The 22,494-nt window shown below is 66.1% G+C and carries 18 protein-coding genes; 8 read left to right on the top strand and 10 right to left on the bottom strand.

Annotated features, from left to right (window positions below; genetic code table 11):
• Window positions 1–30: 30 nt before the first annotated feature.
• Together ACQP1T_RS02045 and ACQP1T_RS02040 are read right to left on the bottom strand one after the other, a co-directional pair.
• Window positions 31–1,065, bottom strand: coding sequence for an aspartate-semialdehyde dehydrogenase (locus ACQP1T_RS02045; RefSeq protein WP_433758248.1), 1,035 nt, complete (start codon window positions 1,063–1,065; stop codon window positions 31–33).
• 2 nt (window positions 1,066–1,067) lie between these two features.
• Window positions 1,068–2,333, bottom strand: coding sequence for an aspartate kinase (locus tag ACQP1T_RS02040; protein WP_433758247.1), 1,266 nt, complete (start codon window positions 2,331–2,333; stop codon window positions 1,068–1,070).
• A 391-nt stretch (window positions 2,334–2,724) separates the two neighbouring features.
• On the opposite strand from ACQP1T_RS02040, the gene ACQP1T_RS02035 reads away from it, so the two are divergent.
• Window positions 2,725–3,132 carry a secondary thiamine-phosphate synthase enzyme YjbQ gene (locus ACQP1T_RS02035; protein ID WP_433758246.1) on the top strand — a complete coding sequence of 136 codons (408 nt, stop codon included), beginning with the start codon at window positions 2,725–2,727 and terminating at the stop codon, window positions 3,130–3,132.
• Here ACQP1T_RS02035 and ACQP1T_RS02030 read toward each other — a convergent pair.
• On the bottom strand, window positions 3,129–5,771 hold the full coding sequence (locus ACQP1T_RS02030) for a helix-turn-helix transcriptional regulator (protein WP_433758245.1): 2,643 nt from the start codon (window positions 5,769–5,771) through the stop codon (window positions 3,129–3,131). The genes ACQP1T_RS02035 and ACQP1T_RS02030 overlap by 4 nt on opposite strands.
• A 158-nt stretch (window positions 5,772–5,929) precedes the next feature.
• On the opposite strand from ACQP1T_RS02030, the gene ACQP1T_RS02025 reads away from it, so the two are divergent.
• The gene (locus ACQP1T_RS02025) at window positions 5,930–6,529 is read left to right on the top strand and encodes a dihydrofolate reductase family protein (protein WP_433758244.1); all 600 of its coding nucleotides are present in this window, start codon (window positions 5,930–5,932) and stop codon (window positions 6,527–6,529) included.
• A gap of 101 nt (window positions 6,530–6,630) precedes the next feature.
• Here the strand turns inward: ACQP1T_RS02025 and ACQP1T_RS02020 are convergent, their stop codons facing one another.
• Window positions 6,631–7,206, bottom strand: coding sequence for a dihydrofolate reductase family protein (locus ACQP1T_RS02020; RefSeq protein ID WP_433758243.1), 576 nt, complete (start codon window positions 7,204–7,206; stop codon window positions 6,631–6,633).
• Window positions 7,207–7,264: 58 nt separating this feature from the next.
• Between ACQP1T_RS02020 and ACQP1T_RS02015 the strand changes: the two genes are divergently transcribed.
• The 4 genes from ACQP1T_RS02015 (at window position 7,265) to ACQP1T_RS02000 (ending at window position 10,112) form a co-directional block, all read left to right on the top strand.
• Window positions 7,265–7,855 carry a TetR/AcrR family transcriptional regulator gene (locus ACQP1T_RS02015; protein WP_433758241.1) on the top strand — a complete coding sequence of 197 codons (591 nt, stop codon included), beginning with the start codon at window positions 7,265–7,267 and terminating at the stop codon, window positions 7,853–7,855.
• A 60-nt stretch (window positions 7,856–7,915) separates the two neighbouring features.
• Complete coding sequence (locus tag ACQP1T_RS02010; RefSeq protein ID WP_040686020.1) at window positions 7,916–8,104, top strand: DUF1918 domain-containing protein; 189 nt, start codon at window positions 7,916–7,918, stop codon at window positions 8,102–8,104.
• 301 nt (window positions 8,105–8,405) lie between these two features.
• Complete coding sequence (locus tag ACQP1T_RS02005; RefSeq protein ID WP_433758240.1) at window positions 8,406–8,864, top strand: SRPBCC family protein; 459 nt, start codon at window positions 8,406–8,408, stop codon at window positions 8,862–8,864.
• Window positions 8,865–8,900: 36 nt separating this feature from the next.
• Window positions 8,901–10,112, top strand: coding sequence for a low temperature requirement protein A (locus ACQP1T_RS02000; protein ID WP_433758239.1), 1,212 nt, complete (start codon window positions 8,901–8,903; stop codon window positions 10,110–10,112).
• On the opposite strand, the gene ACQP1T_RS01995 is transcribed toward ACQP1T_RS02000, so the two are convergent.
• From ACQP1T_RS01995 to ACQP1T_RS01975, 5 genes are all read right to left on the bottom strand, one after another.
• Complete coding sequence (locus ACQP1T_RS01995) at window positions 10,090–10,938, bottom strand: ion transporter (protein ID WP_433758238.1); 849 nt, start codon at window positions 10,936–10,938, stop codon at window positions 10,090–10,092. The two genes, ACQP1T_RS02000 and ACQP1T_RS01995, sit on opposite strands and share 23 nt — an antisense overlap.
• 57 nt (window positions 10,939–10,995) lie before the next feature.
• Window positions 10,996–12,618 (bottom strand): GMC oxidoreductase, encoded by a 1,623-nt coding sequence (locus ACQP1T_RS01990; protein WP_433758237.1) that lies wholly within the window; start codon window positions 12,616–12,618, stop codon window positions 10,996–10,998.
• 119 nt (window positions 12,619–12,737) lie between these two features.
• Window positions 12,738–14,309, bottom strand: a complete 1,572-nt coding sequence (locus tag ACQP1T_RS01985; RefSeq protein WP_433758236.1) for an alpha/beta hydrolase — start codon at window positions 14,307–14,309, stop codon at window positions 12,738–12,740.
• A gap of 128 nt (window positions 14,310–14,437) precedes the next feature.
• Entirely contained in the window at window positions 14,438–14,608 is a 171-nt protein-coding gene (locus tag ACQP1T_RS01980; protein WP_433761930.1) for a DUF1272 domain-containing protein, read from the bottom strand.
• Between the two features lie 80 nt (window positions 14,609–14,688).
• Window positions 14,689–15,456, bottom strand: coding sequence for a sulfite exporter TauE/SafE family protein (locus tag ACQP1T_RS01975; protein WP_433758235.1), 768 nt, complete (start codon window positions 15,454–15,456; stop codon window positions 14,689–14,691).
• A 230-nt stretch (window positions 15,457–15,686) separates the two neighbouring features.
• Between ACQP1T_RS01975 and leuA the strand changes: the two genes are divergently transcribed.
• Window positions 15,687–17,480 carry a 2-isopropylmalate synthase gene (gene leuA, locus ACQP1T_RS01970; protein ID WP_433758234.1) on the top strand — a complete coding sequence of 598 codons (1,794 nt, stop codon included), beginning with the start codon at window positions 15,687–15,689 and terminating at the stop codon, window positions 17,478–17,480.
• Between the two features lie 1,181 nt (window positions 17,481–18,661).
• Window positions 18,662–20,314, top strand: a complete 1,653-nt coding sequence (locus tag ACQP1T_RS01965) for a MinD/ParA family ATP-binding protein (RefSeq protein ID WP_433758233.1) — start codon at window positions 18,662–18,664, stop codon at window positions 20,312–20,314.
• 1,154 nt (window positions 20,315–21,468) lie between these two features.
• Here the strand turns inward: ACQP1T_RS01965 and ACQP1T_RS01960 are convergent.
• On the bottom strand, window positions 21,469–22,365 hold the full coding sequence (locus ACQP1T_RS01960) for a LysR family transcriptional regulator (protein WP_433758232.1): 897 nt from the start codon (window positions 22,363–22,365) through the stop codon (window positions 21,469–21,471).
• Window positions 22,366–22,494 lie beyond the last annotated feature (129 nt).

Here is a 22,494-nt window from a genome sequence, read left to right as displayed (position 1 = left end):
AGATCTCGCGGTCGGAACCGGCCCGTTCAGTCAGCGCTGGGCCAACAGGACTTCGGCGATTTGAATGGTGTTGAGGGCAGCGCCTTTTCGGAGGTTGTCGCCCGAAATGAACAGCGCAAGACCGCGGCCTTCCGGGACGCCCGGATCCTGACGGATGCGGCCGACGAGCGAGTCGTCCTTGCCCGCGGCGGCCAAAGGCGTTGGCACGTCGGTGAGTTGGACGCCGGGAGCCTTGGCGAGGATTTCCTTGGCGCGCTCGACCGAAATCGGTTCGTCGAATTCGGCATTCACCGATAGTGAGTGACCGGTGAAGACCGGTACGCGCACGCAGGTGCCGCTGACCAGCAGCTCGGGCAGGCCCAGGATCTTGCGACTTTCGTTGCGCAGCTTCTGGTCTTCGTCGGTTTCGAAGGAGCCGTCATCCACCAGCGACCCGGCGAGCGGGATCACATCGAAGGCGATCGGCGCGACGTACTTGTTCGGGGCCGGGAACTGCACCGCACTGCCGTCGTGCACCAGCTTCTCGGCATCGTCGACCACGGCGCGCACCTGGGAGGCCAGCTCCTCGACACCGGCCAGGCCGCTGCCGGAGACCGCCTGGTAGCTCGAGATGACCAGCCGCCGCAGACCCGCCACCTCGTGCAGCGGCTTGAGCACCGGCATCGCGGCCATGGTCGTGCAGTTCGGGTTGGCGATGATGCCCTTGACCAGATTGCGGGTCTGCTCCGGATTCACCTCGCTGACGACCAGCGGAACCTCGGGATCCTTACGCCAGGCCGACGAGTTGTCGATCACGGTGACACCGGCCGCCGCGAAACGCGGGGCCTGCACACGCGACATGGTGGCGCCAGCGGAGAACAGCGCGATATCCAGGCCGGTGGGATCGGCGGTCTCGGTGTCCTCGACCACGATTTCGCCGCCGCGCCACGGCAGGGTCTTACCCGCCGAGCGGGCCGAGGCGAAGAAACGCACCTCGTCGGCCGGGAAGTTGCGCTCCTCCAGCAGTTTTCGCATGACAGCGCCGACCTGTCCGGTCGCGCCGACGACTCCTACTCGTACACCCATGCTTATCGTCCTGTTCCCGCGTGGACGACGGCGACCTCGTCGCCGCCCAGATCGAAGGCCTTGTGCAGCACCTGCACGGCCTCGTCCAGTTCGGTGTCCTTGACCAGCACCGAGATCCGGATCTCGGAGGTGGAGATGAGGTCGATGTTCACGCCCGCGTTCGCCAGCGCCTCACAGAAGGTGGCGGTGACGCCGGGATGGCTCTTCATGCCCGCGCCGACGAGGGAGACCTTGCCGATGTGATCGTCGTAGAGCACCTGCGAGAAACCGATCTCGTCCTGACGCTTGGTCAGCATCTCCACCGCACGCGCGCCCTCGGACTTGGGCAGGGTGAAGGTGATATCGGTCTTGCCCGTTTCGATCTTGGAAATGTTCTGCAGGACCATATCGATATTGATCTCGGCGTCGGCGATGGCGCGGAACACCTTGGCGGCGTAGCCAGGCTCGTCCGGTAGGCCGACCACGGTCACCTTGGCCTCGCTGCGGTCGTGCGCGACGCCCGTGAGGATTGCTTGCTCCAAGGGGATGTCCTCCATCGATCCATAGACGTAGGTGCCGGGCTTGTCGGTGTAGGACGAGCGCACATGCACCGGAACGTTGTAGCGGCGCGCGTATTCCACGCAGCGCAGCATGAGTACCTTCGCGCCACAGGCCGCGAGCTCGAGCATCTCTTCGTAGGAGACCTGCTGGAGCTGCTGCGCGTCGGGCACGATCCGCGGGTCGGCGGTGAAGACGCCGTCCACATCGGTGTAGATCTCGCAGACGTCGGCATCCAGCGCCGCGGCCAGCGCGACCGCGGTGGTGTCGGAGCCGCCGCGACCGAGCGTGGTGACGTCGCGACTGTCCTGGCTGACGCCCTGGAAACCGGCGACCAGCACGACCAGACCCTCGTCCAGCGCGGCGCGCACCCGGCCAGGGGTGACGTCGATGATCTTGGCGTTACCGTGCGATCCGGTGGTGATCACACCCGCCTGCGAGCCGGTGAACGAGCGAGCCTCGGCGCCGAGCGAATGGATGGCCATGGCGACCAGCGCATTGGAGATGCGTTCACCCGAGGTGAGCAGCATGTCCATTTCCCGAGCCGGTGGCGCCGGCGCCACCTGCTGCGCCAGATCGAGTAGCTCGTCGGTGGTATCGCCCATGGCCGAGCAGACGACCACCACATCGTGGCCCTGCTTCTTCGTCTCGACGATCCGTTCAGCGACGCGCCGGATACGCTCGGCGGTTGCCACCGAGGATCCTCCGTACTTCTGAACAACGAGAGCCACGACAGGGTCCTCCAAGATCGACAATCAGCTGCTAACAGCACCCCAGCGTACCGGCCGAGGTCCAGCGGATTTGTTCCTACCTCCTCAGCCCGCGAGTAGCGAAGGGGCCGTTCGCGACTCGAACTGGGCCGGAACCGCTGGCCGACTTGGGCGGTTCTCGCCAGCCGGGAACGGCGACACAGCCTGTGTTGATACGTCAACTCCTCTAGGTGGACCGGCAATCACGCACCCGATTCCGCACCCGGCCGCCATTCGAGCCCGCGTCCGCAAATCGAGTCGAGGACCGCGGGAGACGTGGAGTTCGGGGCAGCGTCGTTCAACCGGCCGTACCCGAGATCCTTGCGCGTGTCCGCTGCCGCCACAGGACACCGACCGGAGGACGATGTAGCTCATGAAGAGCACGGTGATCGAGGTGACCACGGGACGGTCCGAGGTTGTGTACGACATCACCCCGCAGTGCGCGTCGTTCGCGCGCGAGGCGGGCGAGGACGGATTGCTGCACATCTTCGTGCCGCACGCCACGGCCGGGATCGCGATCATGGAACTCGGGGCGCGCAGCGATGACGACCTGCTCGCCGCATTGCGCGAGCTGCTGCCCGCTGATGATCGCTGGCGGCACGCCCATGGCTCACGCGGACACGGCCGCTCCCACGTGATGCCCGCACTGATCCCGCCCTTTGCCACCGTCCCGGTCATCGGCGGTGCGCTGACCTTGGGTACCTGGCAGTCGATCGCGATGGTCGATCTCAATGTGGACAACCCGGACCGGCAAGTCCGCCTGTCGTTTCTGCGCGGTTAGTCCGGCGCGAGGCGAGCGAGTTCGGTGCGATTGCCGATCCCGAGCTTGGCGTATACGTGGGCCAGATGCGTTTTCACGGTGCCGCGACTGATGAACAGGCGTGCGGCGATCTCCGGATTGGTCAAACCGGAGACGGCGAGTTCGACCACGGAACGTTCAGTGGGCGTGAGGCTTTCCCACCCCGAATCGGGGCGGTTGCGTTTACCGCGGGCGCGGGTGACGTAGTCGACCGCCTCGCGTAACGACATGGTGCGGCCGCGCTCGAGGTATTCCAGCAGCTGCGGTTCGTCGGGAATATCCACGCGGACAACCGATCCGGCGTCCGTGCGGATCTGTTCGGCCGCGCCGAACAGCAGGCCCGCCGTCTCGAACGACTCACGTCGCAGCGCCACAGCCGCTAGGGCGGCCAGGCTATCGGCAGCTGCGAGTACCAGGCCGTGCTCGTCTCGAATTCGCAAGGCATCGTGGTGCATTCGCATTCCCTGTGCCGTATCCGATGCCAACGCTGCCCGCTGTTCGAGTACCGCGGCGTGTACCGACGGCAGGGCCGTAGTCAGCGGTGTGGCCGATAACCGGTCCAGCAGATCGGCCGAATCGGCCATCGCGCCCGATTCACGTAGGGCACGGGCGAGTACCAGCCGCGTCCACGGAGTCAGTTGATCGTCGGAAGGCCGCTGCTGCCAACGGCCTTCACGTCGACACCAGGTCATCGCTTCGACGGGCCGTCCGGCGTCGAGTTCGAGTAGAGCGTGCACCCGCTCCCAGCCGGGGACGAACGGTGGTGTCTGTGCTCCCTCGACAAGTCGATCGATCGGGGCGAGCGCTGCGCCCGCCGCCTCGGATCTGCCTGCCCACAGCAGGATTTCGGCGAGTGCGGTGCGGGCCAGTGCGATGCGATGGAAGTCGCGCAGCGGCGTCGCGGTGGTCACAGCCTGCTCCGCGAGTTCGATGGCGCGCCCCAGCGCACCGGAGTGCGCGGTCGCCAGTGCGAGCCAGCCGAGTGCGGAGGAGGCGATGGCGCGGTCGCCGCGCCGGAGCAGACCCGTTACCGCGGGCTCTAGCTGTTCGATCGCGTCGCGGTGTTCATCGCGCAGCAGGTGGACCAAGCCGATCAGCGCTCGCGTGGCATCGGTGACGAAGCCGTCGCCAGCCCGTTGCGCGTCCGCGTGCACTGCCGACGCGTCGGTGCGGGTGCGCTCCAGGTCGAAACCGATAGTGCCGATGGCGATGAGGGTGCGGGCCAGCAGGTCGACATCGACCAGGCCGAGTTCTTCGGCGAGTTTCGCTGCGGTGCAGGCCTTTTCATAACTGGTCGGCCCCGGTAGTGCGGTATCCGCGACCAGCGCCTGGGCCAGCAACACACGCGCGTGCGTCTCGTCACGGGTGCCATTCCCCTGCGTCGCGGCATGTTCCAGCAGTCGAACGCCATCGGCGGCATGCGTGCCCAGATGCCACAGCCAGGCCACCGCGGCCGCAAGTCGACGTCCCTTGGGCTCGGCCCGATCCAAACCCCATTCGATAGCGGCACGCACATTCGGGTATTCGGCGGTGAGCATTGTGCGCCACTCGTCCTTATCCGAATCCAGTAGCGGCGCAAAGCTTTCCACCAGCGCCAGCATCAGTTCAAGATGCAGACCGCGCAGCACCGCGGTCTCCTGCGCCTCATCGAGTCGAAGCAGAGCGTAATCGCGCACCACACCGAGCATTCGGTAGCGGGCGACTGGACCAGTCGTATCCGCTGAGACCAGCGACTTGGCGATCAGGCCACGCAGCGCGCGCAGATAACGCTGGACCGGCACGTCCAGTAGTTCAGCCAAACCGGTAACCGCCTGCGCGGCGAATCCGGGCTCGAAAACACCGAGACGCCGGAACAATTCGCGCTCGTCCTGGTCCAGTAGGTCGTGGCTCCAATGCATCGATGCGGTCAGCGTGGCCTGCCGGAAGGGGGTGCGTCCGGTGTCATCGTCGAGCAATGCGAACGGATCGCGCAACGAATCCGCCAGCTGGGCCATCGAAAGTGTGCCGGCCCAGCCCGCGGCGAGTTCGAGGGCCAGCGGCAGCCGATCCAGTCGGTCGCAGACCCGGCGCGCCGCGGCCAGCGCATCCGGGCCGACATGCCCGGCGCCGGCACGGTCCAAGAAAAGCTCCAGTGCATCGGCCAGGTTGAGCGCCGACAAGCGATGCACCCGCTCACCGGCCAGGTCCAGCGGCACCCGACTGGTGGCGAGCACACCGACACCGGGACAGCGAGCCAGAATGGTCGACACGATCCCGGCTACCGGTTCGCGCAGATGCTCGCAGTTGTCGATCACCAACAGGATGTTCCGCGACCTCAGCTCCTGAGCCAGCATGTGCATGGAATCCGCGGCCAGTGGTACGCCGAGCGCCGATGCGATTGCTCCGGTGACATCGTCGGCGTCACGTTCGTCAGCCAAACCGATCCAGCGAATGCCCTCGGGCCAGGAAGCAGCGAGTGCGGCGCGCGCTCGCAGAGCCAACCGGGTCTTACCGCACCCGCCCGGGCCGACCAGGGACAGCACCCGTCCGGGTGCGACCGCTGCGGTGAGCGTGGCCAATTCCTCGGCGCGGCCGACGAACGATGACAGTTCGGGCGGAAATTGCTGGTCGGAGTCGATCATCGCGCCTCGGAGTCTGCCACGACATCCCCCATCCGACCACCGGGCATCTGCCATCTGTCCGCACGAATATCGGCCAGCTGGGAGATGTTCGGGGGTGGCTGCGCCGGAAGTATTCATTGCAGCGGCGCATCAGGCGCCACCGAATGAAGGAACCGATCATGACCGAGACCAACACCCGCCGAGTTATCGCCAATATCTCGCTCTCGCTCGACGGCCGGACCAACGGCAGCGGCGGCGATTACGACATGAGCTGGATCGTGCCGCATGCGGTAAGCGAGGCCTCCCGCGATCAGATGGTCAAGCTGACCACCACCGCGACCACGGCCCTGCTCGGCCGCAAGAACTACGAGGGCTTCGGCGGCTACTGGCCGACCGTCGCCGGTGACGAGAACGCCGAGCCGCGCGACCGGGCCTTCGCTACCTGGCTCGATGCGGTGGACAAGGTGGTCTTCTCGCACTCCCTGACCGAGACGCCGTGGCCGAACTCGCGCATTGCCGAGGCCGATCCGGCCGCGACGGTCAAGCGGCTGCGCGCCGAATCCGGCGGCGACATCGTGGTATTGGCCTCCAGCAGCGTGATCAAGAACCTGCTGGCGGCGGGCGAACTGGATCGGCTGATCATCACGCTGTGCCCCGAACTCGTCGGTGGCGGCGCGCGGCTGTTCGAGGACGGCGTGCCCGCGACCAGCTGGTCGCTCGCCGATCTGTCCACCACCGATTCCGGTGCGATCGTGCTGATCTACGACAAGATCGGGTGAGGGTTGCCCGGTGCCGTGGCGGCGCACCACCGCCACGGCCGGGAGCTCGAGCCCTGGCCGGCCAGGTGACCTGCCTGCCTACCTCTCATGGTGCTGGATCGTCATGCCCGGGAGAACCAGGTGACCTGGGCGCCATTGTCGAACTCCCGGCGCTCGGTGGGCGTGAACAGGGTCGGATTGAACGCACCCGTGAAGGCGGATATGCCACCGCCCGCGACGACCGGATAGCTCTTGACGATCATCTCGTCGAGTTCGTCGAGCAGCGCCCCGGCCAGCTGGCCGCCGCCACACAGCCAGATATCGCCGCCCGGTTCGGCCTTCAGCCGTCGCACCAGCCCGACCGGATCGCTCGAGACCACCTCGACCTGCGGATCCTCGACCGGGCCGAGGGTGCTCGATATGACGTACTGCCGCAAATGCGCAAACGGGCTGGTCACCCCTTCGGACAGGCCGGGCTCATAGCTCCCGCGGCCCATCAGCACGGTGTCGAACCGCTTATTCGGCTCGTCCACCGCCATCCCGACGTGGGGCCGCACGTGAGTCGGCACGAGGTCCGGGTACCGCGCCGTTATCCACTCCGTCATCTCGGCGTCGAGCGGATAGAAGTCGTACTCCCCCGCCGGACCCGCGATATAGCCGTCGAGCGATACGGCCACGTAGTAGACGAGTTTTCGCATATCAATACCGCCTGATCCGTTGTACTCTGTTTGAAGTGGTTTCAAGGTAGTACTACAGATGGAGTGGTGTCAAGTGCGGACGAATCCGGAGCGGCGGCAAGCGCTGCTCGATGCGGCGATCGAGGTGTTGGCGACGGAGGGGGCGCGCGGGCTCACCTTTCGCGCGGTGGACAAGGAGGCCCGAGTACCCGCGGGTACGGCGTCGAACTACTTCGCCAACCGCGACGACCTGCTGACCCAAGTGGGCGGGCGATTCTACGAACGCTTGACGCCCAGCGCCGCGACGATGGCCGACCTCGCGACCGGCCCGAAGACGCGGGCACATATCACCGAGCTGATGCGGGAGACGGTCGGTCGCCTCGAGGCCTTCCGCACCGGCTACCTGGCCATGCTCGAGCTGCGCCTGGAGGCGACGCGGCGACCGGAGTTACGCGCGGTGATGACCGAGGCCGTGCGCGCCGATCTCGATTTCAATGTGCGCAACCATCTCGAAGCGGGACTGCCCGGCGACGAAAAATCGGTGATGCTGTTGTATCTGGCGCTGAATTGGCTGATCGTGGATCGGCTGACGCTGCCGGGAATCTTCACCGAGGCACAGAGCCGGGAGCTGATCGAGGCCGCGGTCGATCGACTCGTCGGTAACGAGTGAAACGCCGCGTAGTACGGGGAACCCTTGTGACGCACGTCACCGCCATTCGATAATGGGGCGATGATGGCGAATGTCGGAGACCGGCTCCTCGTGCACGGCCACGTTGTGGGACAGAGTGATCGCCACGGCGAAATCGTCGAAGTCCGCGGGCCTCAGGGTGCACCGCCGTATGTGGTGCGATTCGATGACGGGCATGAATCGCTCGTCTACCCGGGCCCGGACGCGATCATCGAACCAACGCCGCACTGAGCCGCGGTACCAGCGGGCCCGCTCGCCGCGGGCCCGTTACCTCCTGCCCACACCAGACGCGAATACCTTGCGCACGATCGATTACCGCCCGGCGGTTCCGACGGCAAGTCCACTGGATCCGCCGATATCGCGGTTCATTCGAAAATACTGAACCGTAACTTGTTCTCGCCGTACATAATCGACCGTGATCACCCCGAGATATGCGGCCGATGTGGCTTCGGGCACTGACCGCTCGGTTGACTTGCGAATGTGTCGCTAGGCACAATTTGCCGATGTAGTTGGGCGGGGGCGGAGGTATGGAATGCGTACAAAGACCGATATCCGTTTCGTCGTCGACGCCGATCCCGAGCAGGTAATGGATGCACTGGCCGCGGTCGAGATGCTCCCGGAGTGGTCGACCTCCTACAGCGACGCCCGAGTCGCCAGCCGCGACGACGAGCTGCGACCGCGCCGGGTATTCGTCAAAGCGGAACTGATGGGCAGGTCGGATCTGCAAGTCCTGGAGTACGAATGGACCGACACCCGCTCCTCATGGGAGGTCACCGACAGCACCGAAGGGGTGAAGGGCGGCGGCTGGTTCGAGGTCACCGAAGGCGAGGAGGGCGCCGAGGTCTGGTACCACGTCGAGCTCTACATCCCGATCCCCATTCCGGGCATGCTGGTGAAACGGACCATGCGCCGCTCCAATGAGACCGTCGTCCAGAACTTCATCGAGTTCGCTGAGGGCTTCACCGAGAACGAGAACTATCAGGCCGTGTAGGACGCACCTGTCGCACAGGGATGCGACGATGTGAACATGATCGGTTCCAAACGCGCCCGGCTGCTGCCGACGGCCGAGGATGCGTCGGTAACTCAGCTCGAGTTGTTCTTCGACCTGGTGCTCGTCTTCGCGTTCACTATGGTCACCGGCCTGGTCGCACACGACACCAGCGCCAAGAACATGCTGCGCGCGATCCTGGTACTCGCCGTCATGTGGTGGCTGTGGATCGCCTACTCCTGGCTGGGCAATGTGGTGCGCGCGGACGAGGGCATCGCACGGGTCGCCATGTTCGTCGCGATGGGCGGCGGATTCCTCGCAGCGCTCACCATCCCGGAGGCCTTCGACGATGCGAAGGGCGGCTGGTTCGGCCCGCTGGTCTTCGCGATCGCGTATCTGATTGTGCGCCTGGTGCATCTGGCCATGTTCGTGGTGGCCAGCGCCGAGGATTCGCAACTGCGCAGCCAGGTGCTGCGCTGGAGTCTGGGTTCCATCACCATCGGAACCACCCTGCTCGTCATCGCCGCCATGACACACGGGACGACGCAGATCGTGCTGTGGATCGCCGCGATCGTCGGAGATATGGGGTGGACACTGCTGGCGGGCGAGGACTGGCGGTTGAACTCGGCCAGCCATTTCTCCGAACGCTACGGGCTGATCACCATTGTGGCGCTGGGTGAATCGATCGTCTCGATCGGCATCGGCGTTGCCGGACTGCCCATTTCGTGGCCGATCGCGGTCGGATCCCTACTCGGACTCGCGGTTTCGGGCCTGCTGTGGTGGGCGTACTTCGACGTCGCTGCGCTGTCGGTAGAGCACGAGCTGCGGCGGGCCGAGGGCGAGCGGCAGATCAAGATCGCCCGAAACTCCTACACCTTCTGGCATTTCCCGATGATCGCCGGGATCATCGGGCTCTCCCTCGGACTGAAGAAGGTGCTCTACTACGTCGGCGACGCATCGGCGCACACCCTGAAAGACTCGCTGTCCGGGATACCGCTGTTCGCGCTGTACGGCGGTGTGGTGCTGTATCTGATCGCCTTGGTCGGGTTCAAGCAATACGCGACCGGGAACGTCACGGTGCCGCGACTGGTGGCCGCCGCACTGCTGCTCGCGCTCATTCCGGCGGCCTGCGCACTGCCCGCGCTGGCGTCACTTGGGCTGCTGTGCGGTGTGCTTGTGCTGCTGATCGTCTGGGAGACAATGCGTTACGCGCAGCCGCGCGATGAGATCAGGCACGCGGCACACGACTGAGGTGGAAGCGCAGGGTGTGTTCGTGCGGCGTCGGGCCGACGTGTGACGGCGCGACGCGCACCCCGGCGTGCACGGCGTCTCGGATCTGATCCACGTTCTCGCGGATCATGTCCGAGACCAGTTCATCGGTGCGGGGATCGGCCAGCACCTGGAAGACGATGCGGAATGTGGTGTCGGCGACGAGCCGGATGATCTCGTCGTGGAACGGGATGTAGCGGACCCGTCCGGCCTGCGGATCGTTCTTGATGAGTTCGAGGATCATCTCGTCCATTTCGGCGCGGTTCTCCTCCAGCGCCGCCGCGATATTGCGGGTGTAGTGGCCGGTGCGCAGCACGTGCGCGACCTCGTCCAGGATCGCGATCGTCATGGGACGCTTGATGACTTCGACGATGGTCGTCACGAAGCGATTCACCACCGCGGCGGTCACCCGGTCGCCCAGCGCCCGATCGGCGACCCGGCCGACGCGCACCGCGATCACCACGATCCGCAGCAATCGGAACCCGCGGAAGAACGGGCTGGTCACCGGGATCATGCCGAGTACTTCGTACCAGTAGATGAACGGGAACGTCCACGGCCAGCCCGCACGGCGCCAGCGCCAGAGGAATTCGACGGCGAATATCGCGCATACCGAGTAATCGATCACCACGAGCACGCGGTAGGTGTGCGCGGGCACGTCGACGAAGGTGACCCAGCTGACCAGCACCACCGAGACGACGGCCAGCGCCAGCATCACCAGGTCCGACCACAGCGCGGGCGGCTTGCGTGGAAAATCCAGCTTCGGCCCGTCATCGAGGCCGGGCGTGGTCGGCCTGATCGGAGTTGCCACGTAAGGATCCCTTCGACGCCGAACGGTCCCGCCGACAGTAATACGCGCCGCGCCGAACTACTTCCCAGCGCGGATGATGGCCTCGACATTGCGCTCGGCCAGCGCGGTGATCGTGAGCGACGGGTTCACCGTGCCGGTGCTGCCCGGGATGGCCGCACCGTCCATCACATACAGGCCGGGATGGCCGTGCACGCGACCGTTGCCGTCGGTGGCCCGACCGAGCACCGCACCGCCGAGTGGATGCGCGGTGAACAGCGCGTTCGCGTCGTAGCCGAGTGCACCGTATTCGACCAGGGCATTGGAACGTTCGGCGATCCGGTGATCGACCGCGCGGGCGGCCGCCACCACATCGTCACGGTTCTTGGCCGACCAGGACAGCCCCACCGCATTGCGAGCGCGGTCGTAGCCGAAGCGGGCGCGGGTCGGATCGAGCACCATGCCCAATGAGGCGAGCGCGCCGGTCTCGAACGGAATGCCTGGGATATACCAACTTTCGAGCGTGAGCGGCACCGCGGATTCGTCGAGGATCCGGCTCGCGCTCGGCACGCCCTGACCGAAACCGGCCAGCTGGCTGGCACCGCGAGCCAGCACCACATCACCGTTGGTGCCCCAGCCATCGCCGATGTGCTCGTTGAGGTTCGGCAATGCGCCGGTCGCCTGGGCCCGCACCAGGAGCTCCGAGGTGCCGATCGAACCCGCGCCGAGGAACAGACGGTCGCAGGTGAGGGTGCGGGTGCCGATTACCTCGCCACTCGGCGAAAGTTTTGTCACGGTCACCGAATAGCGGCCGCCGGATTCCTGCGCGATGGCGTCGACGCGGTGTCCCGGATAGACGGCGGAGTTGCCGGTGTCCTGGGCATAGCGCAGATAATTCTGGTTGAGGTCGAACTTCGCGCCGTTGGAGTTGCCGAGATTACTGCGCGCCACTGTCGCGGAAGGTCTTGTGGTGCCAGCGATTTCGCCGCGCACGACATCCCAGTTGAAGATCGAGTCGTTGGCGACCGGCTGATAGCCCGCCCTGCGCACCTGCTCGTCCCAGGCCCGGGAATGCGCGAACGGCGAAGCGGCGTAGACGTCGGCCGGAATAGGACTGAGCCGCAACATCTCCCGCACGCGCGGGTAATAGACCCGCTCCATTTCGCCGTAATCGACTGTGCCGCCGAAGACGTGGTCGAAGAAGCGGCGCTCGGGCGCGACCATCGCACCGGAGAAGATGACCGAGCCGCCACCGACCGCGGCCGCCCGCCAGACGTCGATGCCCGGGTACTGCGTGCAATCGAGCACCCCGCCGAAGCTGGCGAAATGCATCGGCACCTTGGTGACGCCGGTGAAGTTGGTGCGATGCCAGAAGCCGCGGCCGTCCGGCAGATCATCACCGGTGAAGATTTCCCGCCACGGGTCGTTCGGCCAGCGCGAACCCCGCTCCAGCACGGTATTGGCGATTCCGGCCTCGGCAAGGCGCAGTGCGGTGACCGAGGCGCCGAAGCCGGAGCCGATCACGATCGCGGGCGAATGATCGGGCGGATCGGGAAGTGGCGCAAAGATTTCCGGGACCCACATGCGGAAAAGGTTGTCCCAGATCGGGTCTGCGGCATCGGCCGTCGCCCTACCCAGCGCGGTACTCGCGACACCCAGCATCGCGGCCGCACCGGCTGCCTTGAAGAAGGCACGTCTGTGCACCCTGGCCACCTCCCTCATCACGCATGGCCGAGCGCAGACTACCGGGATTCGGGAGTCCTGAACAGTGCTAGCCGAAGGAATACGACGATCTTGGTAGAGCGGTTTCCGGTACTGGCGTTTCAGTCGGCGAACGGGGCTTTGTCCGGCTTGCAGGTAGCGCCGGGCGCGGGGAGTTGCAGGTCCACGAGGTAGTGCTCCTGAAGACGGCCCGCGCAGTCGCTCACCACCAGGTGTCCGTAACCCCCCTCGACGATCACCAATCTGGCATTGACCAGCTCCTGCTGTGCCCGGCGGGCCGCCGTCAGTGGCGTGACCGGATCGAAGCGGTTGTTGAAAAGCAGGGCGGGTTTATCCGAGCGCAGAATCCACGGACCGGTGATGCGCTGCGGATAACCCTGGGCAGATGGCCAAGCACCGCAGGCCTGGCGCAGATACAGCCACATGGCACCGTAATGCGGTGCGGTGCTGGTGAGTTCGGCCGCCATGGCGGGCCACTGCTCCGGCTCGCGACCGAAGCTGTTGTCCGCACACGAGATTGCGGTGAAGGCATCGAGGAAGTCCTCGGCGAAACCGCCCGCGTCCAGAATCTTTTGCACGGCATCGGGATTGCCCGCCGGACCCCGCTCCAATTCGGTGAGCAGCTCGGCCAGTGCGGGCCAGCCCTCCTTCGTGTCATAGAGCATGGTGGCATGTGCGGGCAGCACCTCGGTGAGGGTTACCGAACGGGTATGCGCGCCCTGGCCGACCACGATGGGTCCCTGACGCAGCCGGTCCAGTACGGCGTCGTTTCGGGTGCGCAGCGCGGCGGCATCGGTTTTGGTCGGCCCCGCGAAGACGCAATGCGGTTGTCCCGCTTCGGCACACAGCCGCAGGAACTCCGCAAGCACCTCCTCGGTGCCCGCCGCGGAGTCGGCGATCTGCGCGCGCGAATCGTTGGTCAAGGCGTCCGGGTCGATCATCGAGCCGAGTTGCAGTGCGCGGACCCGGTCGCCGAAGAGCGCGCCGTACACCTCGCCCAGGTAGCTCGCGTAGGACCCGCCCGTGTAGGTCATGGTCGTCTCACCGACCGCGCGGCGCAGCAGATCCAGATCGCGGGCGGCATCGACGGTGGTCAGGTGCGGTAACAACACCGGGCTGTGCGCGGCGCAACCGGCGGCCAGTTCGCGGGCATTCCGGGCGGCGACGGCCTCCTGGTCGGCACTCGTCGGCGGAAGCAGGAAACCGGACCAGAAGCGGTGCTGCTCTTCGGTATTCGCGAAACAACGCACCTGACCGCTGCGGCCGATACCGCGCTGATCGAAGGTGATCACATCGAATCGACGGGCCACCTCACCGGAGGACAGCACACCGTGGCTCGCCCATTTGAAGCCCGAACCACCGGGTCCGCCGACCGCGGTGAACAGGGTGCCGATACGACGGTCCGGATCGGCGGCGGGCTGTTTGATGACGGCCAGCGACAGCGTCGCACCGTTGGGCTGCGCATAGTCGATCGGGACCACGGCCGTCGCGCACTGATATTCGCTCAACTCCGATTCGGGGCACTCGACCCAATCGAGTTTCGGAGTCGGCGCCGCATCGGCCTGCGCGACCAGTTCGGCGACCTGCGAAACCGCCGCGCTCTGCCGGGTACACGCAACCAATGACGGCACCAAGACGATCAGTGCCAACCCGACGATCTTCCACCCGCGCATACCGATCATCCTGCGCTGCGGCCCCGGCCCCCGTCGTCCTCCTTTGGGACCAATCCCGCTGCGCCACAACCCTGATCGCCCAGCGTCGGGCGGTAGGGGATCCGCCCGTCGCGCGCCCGAGACGCGCACTAGACCGGTCGAGTCCGCCGCGGACGACGCGTCAACTCGCCGCCGCAGTTCGGGCAGACGGCATTCATCGCTGCCGTGCACCGATCGCAGAAGGTGCATTCGTAGCTGCAGATATGCGCGAGGCCGTCGGGCGCGAGGGCAACATCGCAGCGCTCGCATACAGCCCGCATCTCGAGCGCCATGCTCCTCCTCCGTCGATCCACTACAACTGCCGGTCACACAGACTATTTCGTCGACGCATCCGGCCGGACTACGACATCAGCAGTCGTACGACGGCGATGCTGCCGACCACGACGATCACCGCACGCAATGCGGTGGGCGGCATCCGCCTGCCCATCTTGGCCCCGAGTACGCCGCCGATGATCGAACCGACGGCGATCAGTGCGGCGACCCGCCAGTCGACATCGGCGATCACCGTGAACACCACCGCGGAGACCGCGTTCACCAGCAGACCGAGCACATTCTTGACCCCGTTGAGCCGCTGGATGTCCTCGTGCACGAACACCCCGAGCAAACCGATCAACAACACGCCCTGGGCCGCGCCGAAATAACCGCCGTAGATGCCGCACAGAAATATCGCGACATACAGGATCAGGCCACCGTGTTCGGGTGCCGGACCGGTGTCGGCCGCGCGACGTTCCTTCACCCAGCGCGCCAGCCGCGGCTGGACCACGACCAAGATCAGCGCGGCGATGATCAGCACCGGCACGATCGCCTTGAAGGCCGCGGCGGGCAGGACGAGCAGCAGGATCGCGCCGGTGGTGCCGCCGAGCAGCGACGCGCTGCCGAGCCGGACCAGTCTGGCCCGCTGCCCCTCGAGTTCGCGCCGATATCCGTACGCCCCGCTGACCCCGCCGGGTACCAGACCGATGGTGTTCGACACATTCGCCGTGACCGGCGGAATTCCGAAGGCGAGCAGTACCGGGAAGGTGATCAGGGTGCCCGATCCCACAATGGTGTTGATGCCGCCGGCCGCGATACCCGCACCGAAGACCGCCAGTTGTTCCAGCCAAGTCATATGAACCTACTTCCAGCCGGTCGGAACGCTAATCGTTAGGTCGGATGACCGGACGATGGGGACCGGGCTTTCGGCGACGCGTCCGGGCACGGTAAACTCGCCGACATCATGCAGCGGGCACTTCTTCTCGACCGCCGCGACGGGGTCTGATCGGACCGGCCTCCCGTCGCGGGGTTCTGCCGCGCCGGTCGACCCGATAACTGGGATCCACCACACCCTGGAGAAACCGCATGTCCCCCGCTGACGCCTTCGTATCCGGCTCGCGCACCATCACGGCTCCGAGCAAGCCCGCCCCCGCCGACCAGCCCGCCTGGAACCGGCAGAAGAACTCCTCCATGCCAACCTTCCGCTACCGGCCCTTCGCGGAGGAGGTCGAGGCGATCACGCTGCCCGACCGCAGCTGGCCGGACAAGATCATCGATCGCGCCCCCGGCTGGTGCGCCGTCGACCTGCGTGACGGCAACCAGGCCCTGATCGACCCGATGAGCCCGGCCCGCAAGCGCCGCATGTTCGACCTGCTGGTGCGGATGGGGTACAAGGAGATCGAGGTCGGATTCCCGTCGGCCAGCCAGACCGATTTCGACTTCGTCCGGGAGATCATCGAGGACGGGGCGATTCCCGACGATGTCACCATCCAGGTGCTGACCCAGTGCCGCGCCGAACTGATCGAGCGCACCTTCGAGGCATGCGCCGGCGCGGCCAATGTGATCGTGCACTTCTACAACTCGACCTCGGTCCTGCAGCGGCGTGTGGTGTTCCGCGCGGACCAGGCGGCGGTGAAGAAGATCGCGACCGACGCCGCGAAGCTGTGCCTGGAGGTCGAGCAGCGCTACCCGGACACCAACTGGCGCTACGAGTACAGCCCGGAGTCCTACACCGGCACCGAGCTGTCCTACGCCAAGGAGGTGTGCGACGCGGTCACCGAGATCATCGCGCCCACCCCCGACAAGCCGATGATCATCAACCTGCCCGCGACCGTCGAGATGGCGACCCCGAATGTGTACGCCGATTCGATCGAGTGGATGAGCCGCAATCTGGCCCGCCGCGATTCGATCGTGCTGTCGCTGCATCCGCACAACGACCGGGGCACCGCGGTGGCCGCCGCCGAACTGGGCTACCAGGCCGGTGCGGATCGCATCGAGGGCTGCCTGTTCGGCAACGGTGAGCGCACCGGCAATGTCTGCCTGGTGACGCTGGGCATGAATCTGTTCTCCCGCGGCGTCGATCCGCAGATCAACTTCTCCGATATCGATGAGATCCGCCGCACCGTCGAATACTGCAACCAGTTGCCGGTGCACGAGCGCCACCCCTACGGCGGCGATCTGGTCTACACCGCGTTCTCCGGTTCGCATCAGGACGCGATCAACAAGGGCTTGGACGCGATGAAGGCCGCGGCCGACGCCGCCGAGTCCGATGTCGACGACATCGTCTGGGAGGTCCCGTACCTGCCGATCGATCCCAAGGATGTGGGCCGCACCTACGAGGCCGTCATCCGGGTCAACTCGCAGTCCGGTAAGGGCGGCGTCGCCTACATCATGAAGACCGACCACGGGCTGGTGCTGCCGCGGCGACTGCAGATCGAGTTCTCCCAGGCGATCCAGAAGATCACCGACGGTGAGGGCGGCGAGGTTTCGCCCAAGGAGATGTGGGATGTCTTCGCCGACGAATACCTGAGCCCGATCCGGCCGCTGGAGCGTATGCGCCAGAAGGTGACCGCCTCGGAGACCGACGGCGGCGTGGACTCGATCACCGCGGTGGTGAAGGTCGACGGTGTCGAACAGGAGATCACCGGCGCGGGCAATGGACCGCTCGCCGCCTTCGTCGATGCGATCGCGACGGTCGGATTCGATGTGCGGGTGCTGGATTACTCCGAGCACGCGATGTCCGCCGGTGACGACGCGCAGGCCGCGGCGTACGTGGAGTGCGCGATCGGCGACAAGGTGGTGTGGGGTGTCGGCATCGCCACGTCGATTACGACCGCGTCGCTCCGGGCCGTGGTGTCGGCGGTGAACCGGGCGCACTGAGGGCGGGCGGTTTCGTTCGGGACAGATCCTTGGTCCGAGGTCCTTCGGGCCGGGCTGGTTCAGGGCCAGATTCCATTCGGGACAGGCTCGTTCACGACCAGGCTCGTTCGGAGCCGGATTCAATCGGGACCGAGCTCGTTCGGGACCAGGCTCGTTCACGACGGGGCTCGTTCAGGACCAGGCTCGTTCAGGGCCGGGCTCATTCAGGCGGGGGTCGTTCGGGGCCGGTCTCGTTCAGGACCGGCTCGTTCCCGACGGCGCTCGTTCATGATCGGGCTTGTACCAGCGCTCTTCGAAGGTTCGGCCACTGGCCATCGTTGAAATCGGCCACCCATCCACGATCGGAGGGTGACCTCAGCGCGGGATTGGGCGGCAGTTCAGGTATCTCTACGCAACGATGCCTGTCGGTGCGGGCCGATGGCGACCAGATTGGGCATTTCGCGGGACACGGTTTTGCGGGCGCTCAATTCGGACTCGCCTCCGCAGGATCAGCGGGTGTCGGGTCCGTCGGCGTTCGATGAGTTCGGAGCCGCTGGTGCGGGGCCGCGCTTGTTCAGGGCCTGGCTTAATCAGACCAGGCTCGTTCAGGGCCGGACTCATTCGCGACCAGGCTCATTCAGGCCGGACTCGTCCAGGACCAGGCTCGTCCACGCCCGGATTCATTCGGGACCGGATTCGTTCAGGGCCGGACTCATTCGGGACCGTGCTGGTTCGGAACCGGGCTCGTTCATGACCGCGCTCATTCGGGACCGGACTCGTTCAGGGCGGGACTCATGCGCGACCACGCTCATCCAGGACCGGACTCGTTCGCGAGCAGGCTGATTCAGGGCCGGACTGGTTCAGGACCCAGGGCTCGTTCGGGTCGGTCCGTGCGATCTGGCACCTCGGCTGAGACCGCGGAGTACGGTGAGAACAGGACGCCCGTTGGTGACGATTTGTTGCCGTCCCGGGCGTCCGATTCTCGAACTCGCTGTTGGACAGTGTTTTCGAGTTGCGGCTGGTCGCGGTGGTTCATGCGGCGCGGCGGCCGTGTATACCACGGCGCGGGGCCGAGTACCCCGTGCTAGCGTTGATTCGCATTCAAGCGCCGAGCTCTCTGCTCGAATTCCCGAGCAGATGGGGGAACTGTGACAACTAACGACCACAACCCGACTTCTCCGCCCTGGCTGCAGAGTCATTCGGTGGATACGGCCGAGGTCACCACCGACTCCTCGGCGCCGGATGAAGCAGCCGAATCCGCACCCGTCGACGCGGAGCCCGCAACCGACGAGCATGAGGCCGCCGAGGTTGCCGAAGAGCCCGATGAGTCCGAACAGTCGGAGTTCACCGGATACCCGGGCGGGCCAACGGATCAGAGCAGCTACCCGCAGGCCGGGGTAACGCAGCAGCAGTACGGACCGCCCGAGGTTTTCGCGCCGCCTGGAACGCCGTACAACACCGGCCAATTCGCGCAGCAGTATCAGCCGGGTCCCGGTCAGAGCGGTAACCATCCGGTGCAGCCCGAGCCGAATTATGGTGAGTACCGCCAGGAGATCGGACCCGATGGGCTGGTTCGGCGGGTTCCTGCGGAAAGTCAGGCCGAGCCGCCGATCTACAGTTGGGCGCCGCCACCGCCGGTGCAGCAGCCGCCGATGTATCAGCAGCCGCCCATGGGACAACAGCCTCCGATGGGGCAACCGCACATGGGTCAGCAACCGCACGGCGGGCAGCTGCCGTACGCCGAGCAGGGGCCGGGCAGCGGTCTGATGCCGTACGGCGAGCAAGGACCGGGCACCGGCATGGTGCCGTATACCGAACAGGGCCCGCCGCCGGGTTGGCAAGGCGGCCCGCCGAATACGCAGCAGCCGTTCCAGCCGCAGCATGTGCCGCAGCCAGGCCAGCCGGGACATTCGGTCAACGACCTGAACCTGCTCAAGCGAGCGCGCAAGGCACCGCGCAGTGGCTGGCGGCGGGCGGTGCACAAGGCCTCCGGCGGCATGATCAATCCGGGTGAGTCCGCGGCGGATATCGTCTACCGCGATCTCGTCGACCGGGTGAATCAGCCGGTGCGCGGTGACTATCGGATCGCGATCCTCTCGCTCAAGGGCGGCGTCGGAAAGACCACGACCACGGTCGGGCTCGGATCGACGTTCTCCTCGCTGCGTGGCGACCGGGTCATCGCGATCGACGCCAATCCCGACCTCGGCACCCTGGCGCATCGGGTACCGCGGCAGACCCGCTCCACCGTGCGCAATCTGCTGGAGGATCAGCACATCACCAGGTACTCCGATGTCCGGGCGCATACGTCCCAGGCGCCGAGTCGACTGGAAGTGCTTGCCAGCGAACAGGATCCGGCGGTTTCCGAAGCCTTCAGCGAGGCTGACTACCGCCAAGCCATCAGCATCCTGCAATCGTTCTACAACATCATCCTCACCGACTGCGGTACCGGTCTGATGCATTCGGCCATGGCCGGTGTGCTCGATATGGCCAGCTCACTGGTGCTGGTGACCTCACCCGCCATCGATGGCGCCCGCAGCGCGTCGGCCACCCTGGACTGGCTGGACCACCACGGCTACAGCAAGTTGGTCGAGCGAACCGTGGTGGTGGTCAACGCATCTCGCCGCGGCGCCTCCACCGTCGACCTGGACCAGCTACGCAAACTGTTCCTCGACCGCACCCGCGCGGTCCAGGTGGTGCCCTTCGACGACCACCTCGCCGAGGGCGCGGAGATCGACCTGGAACTGGTGAGCAAGCCGACCCGGCGTGCCCTCCTGGAACTGGCCGCCATGGTCGCCGACGATTTCGGCTACATCGGCAACCAGCAGTACCGCCCGGGCCCATCCCGGCACTACTAGACCGTCGCGACCCTCGGCAGGTTGTCAGACCCGACAACCTGCCGCTGTACCCCAAAACCGGCTGCCGCAAAGCAATTGACACTCTCGCAGAGGGTGCAGCCTGTGCGACAGCACCACACGGTATGCGCCACCGGGTTCCACCGCTAGGTAGTGAGCACAGCGCAAAGGGAGCAGGTTTGCGGTCCGAACCCGCCGCCGCATCCAAGGGATTCCACGGCGCATAGGTAGTGAGCGCCGCACATAGGGTGCAACCTGTGCGAGGGGGTGAATGGGTGTGCGCCAGCAGATTCCACCGCGGCGCTATAGCAGTCGCCAGCGGCGTGAGCCCTGGCGTGCCCACGATTTGGCTGGCGCCAGGTAATAGGGGCCGCGCACGGGGAGCAGGTTTTGCGAGCTTGAAACCGCCGCCGCGCCCAAAGATTCCACGACGCACAGGTACTGAGTGCGACGCATAGGGTGCAGCCTATGCGAGGGGGTGAATGGGTGTGCGCCAGCAGATTCCACCGAAGGTACTGCATTGCCAGCGCCGTGATCGGCGAGCGTGCCCGCATACCCGAGATTCCGCTCGCGCCAGGTATAGGCGGCGCACAGGGAGCAGGTTTTGCGGGTCCGAGCCCGCCACCGCGTCCAAGGGATTCCACGGCGCACAGGTAGTGAGCGCCGCACATAGGGTGCAACCTGTGCGAGGGGGTGAATGGGTGTGCGCCAGCAGATTCCACCGCAGGTACAACAGTCCCCAGCCCCGTGGTCCGCGAGCGTGTCCACATACCGAGATTTCGCTGGCGCCAGGTAATAGGGCGGCGCGCAGGGAGCAGGTTTTGCGGTCCGAACCCGCCGCCGCGTCAAGGGATTCCACGGCGCATAGGTAGTGGGCATGGCGTATAGGGTGCAGGCTTTGCGAGGTAGTGAATGGGTGTGCGGCAGTTGCCTGCTGTTGTCGCGGTGGCTGTTGGTGTGGACTCGTGTTGCGCCGGCGTGGAAGGCCTGCAAGGTGGTGGCTATTCGGCGAGGACTCGGGCTGCGGCAGTTCGGAAGGCTTGTAGACGGCGGCTATTCGGCTGCTACCTGGGCAGCGGTAGTTCAGAAGGCTCATAGGCGGCAGCTATTCGACCGCTACCTGGGCTGCGGCAGTACGGAAGGCTTATAGGCGGCGGCTATTCGGCTGCTACTTGGGCTGCGGCGGTGCGAAAGGCTTGGAGGACGGTGGCTATGGCGGGGCGGGTGGCGGCGTGGGGGCGGGTGGCGAGTTCGTAGAGGCGCGCGGCGCGGACGCCGGATAGGCGTAGGACGGCGAGGTTCGGGTGGGCCACGGCCCAGCGGGGCATGAGGGCGACGCCGTAGTTCGCCGCGACCAGAGTTTCGATGACGCGGAAGTCGTTGAGGCGCTGGGCAATACGGGGTTGGACGCCGGTCATGGTTGCGATGGAGCGCAGCACGTCGTCGACCGGGAAACCGCCGCGCACGCTGAGCCAGGTTTCCTCGGCAAGCTCGGCCGGGGTCACCTCGGTGCGAGTCGCGAGCGGATGGGTCGGTGCGACAACGACATCGGTGGGTTCGCGCATGATGACGGTGGTGCTGACGCGAGGTCCCGCGATACCCGGCGAGCGCTCGTCGCGGTGGGTGAGGACGATGTCGTAGTCGGCGAGCAGGCGCGGCACTTCACTCGGCGGCAGATCCTCGTCACGGGCGACAACTTCGACACCACTGTCGGCCAGCGCGATGAGCACCCGCGGCAGCAGCAGCGCCGCGCCAGACGGGAACAGCGCGACCCGGACGCGCCCCCGCGCGGACCCGCGATAGTGCGCCATCTCCGCCACCGCACGGTCCATCGCGGCAAGCACCTCATCGGCACGCACAACAAGCGCCTGCCCCGCATCGGTGAGCCGAACCCGCCGCCCATCGGGCTCCAGCAACGCGACGCCCGCCTCCTTGGCAAGCACCTTGAGCTGCTGCGATACCGCGGACGGAGTCATCGAAAGAGCGTCGGCGACAGCGGCGATCGTTCCCCGATCGGCGAATTCACGCAATACACGCAGGCGCTCTACCGCCATCGGCGGCCCAACCCGCACGTTCTCCGGCACCGCCCCCTGGGCCCTCGGAGGTACTGGCGCCGACGCCGGGACTACCTCACGGTCGCCGGTGTTGCGCACCGATCGCGCGGTGGGTGGGTACTGACTACC

Origin of the sequence: Nocardia sp. CA-135398 (genome assembly GCF_050955845.1) — a bacterium.
GTDB lineage: Bacteria > Actinomycetota > Actinomycetes > Mycobacteriales > Mycobacteriaceae > Nocardia.
The sequence above is the reverse complement of the archived record's forward strand: the minus strand, read 5'-3'. Positions and strand labels throughout refer to the sequence as shown.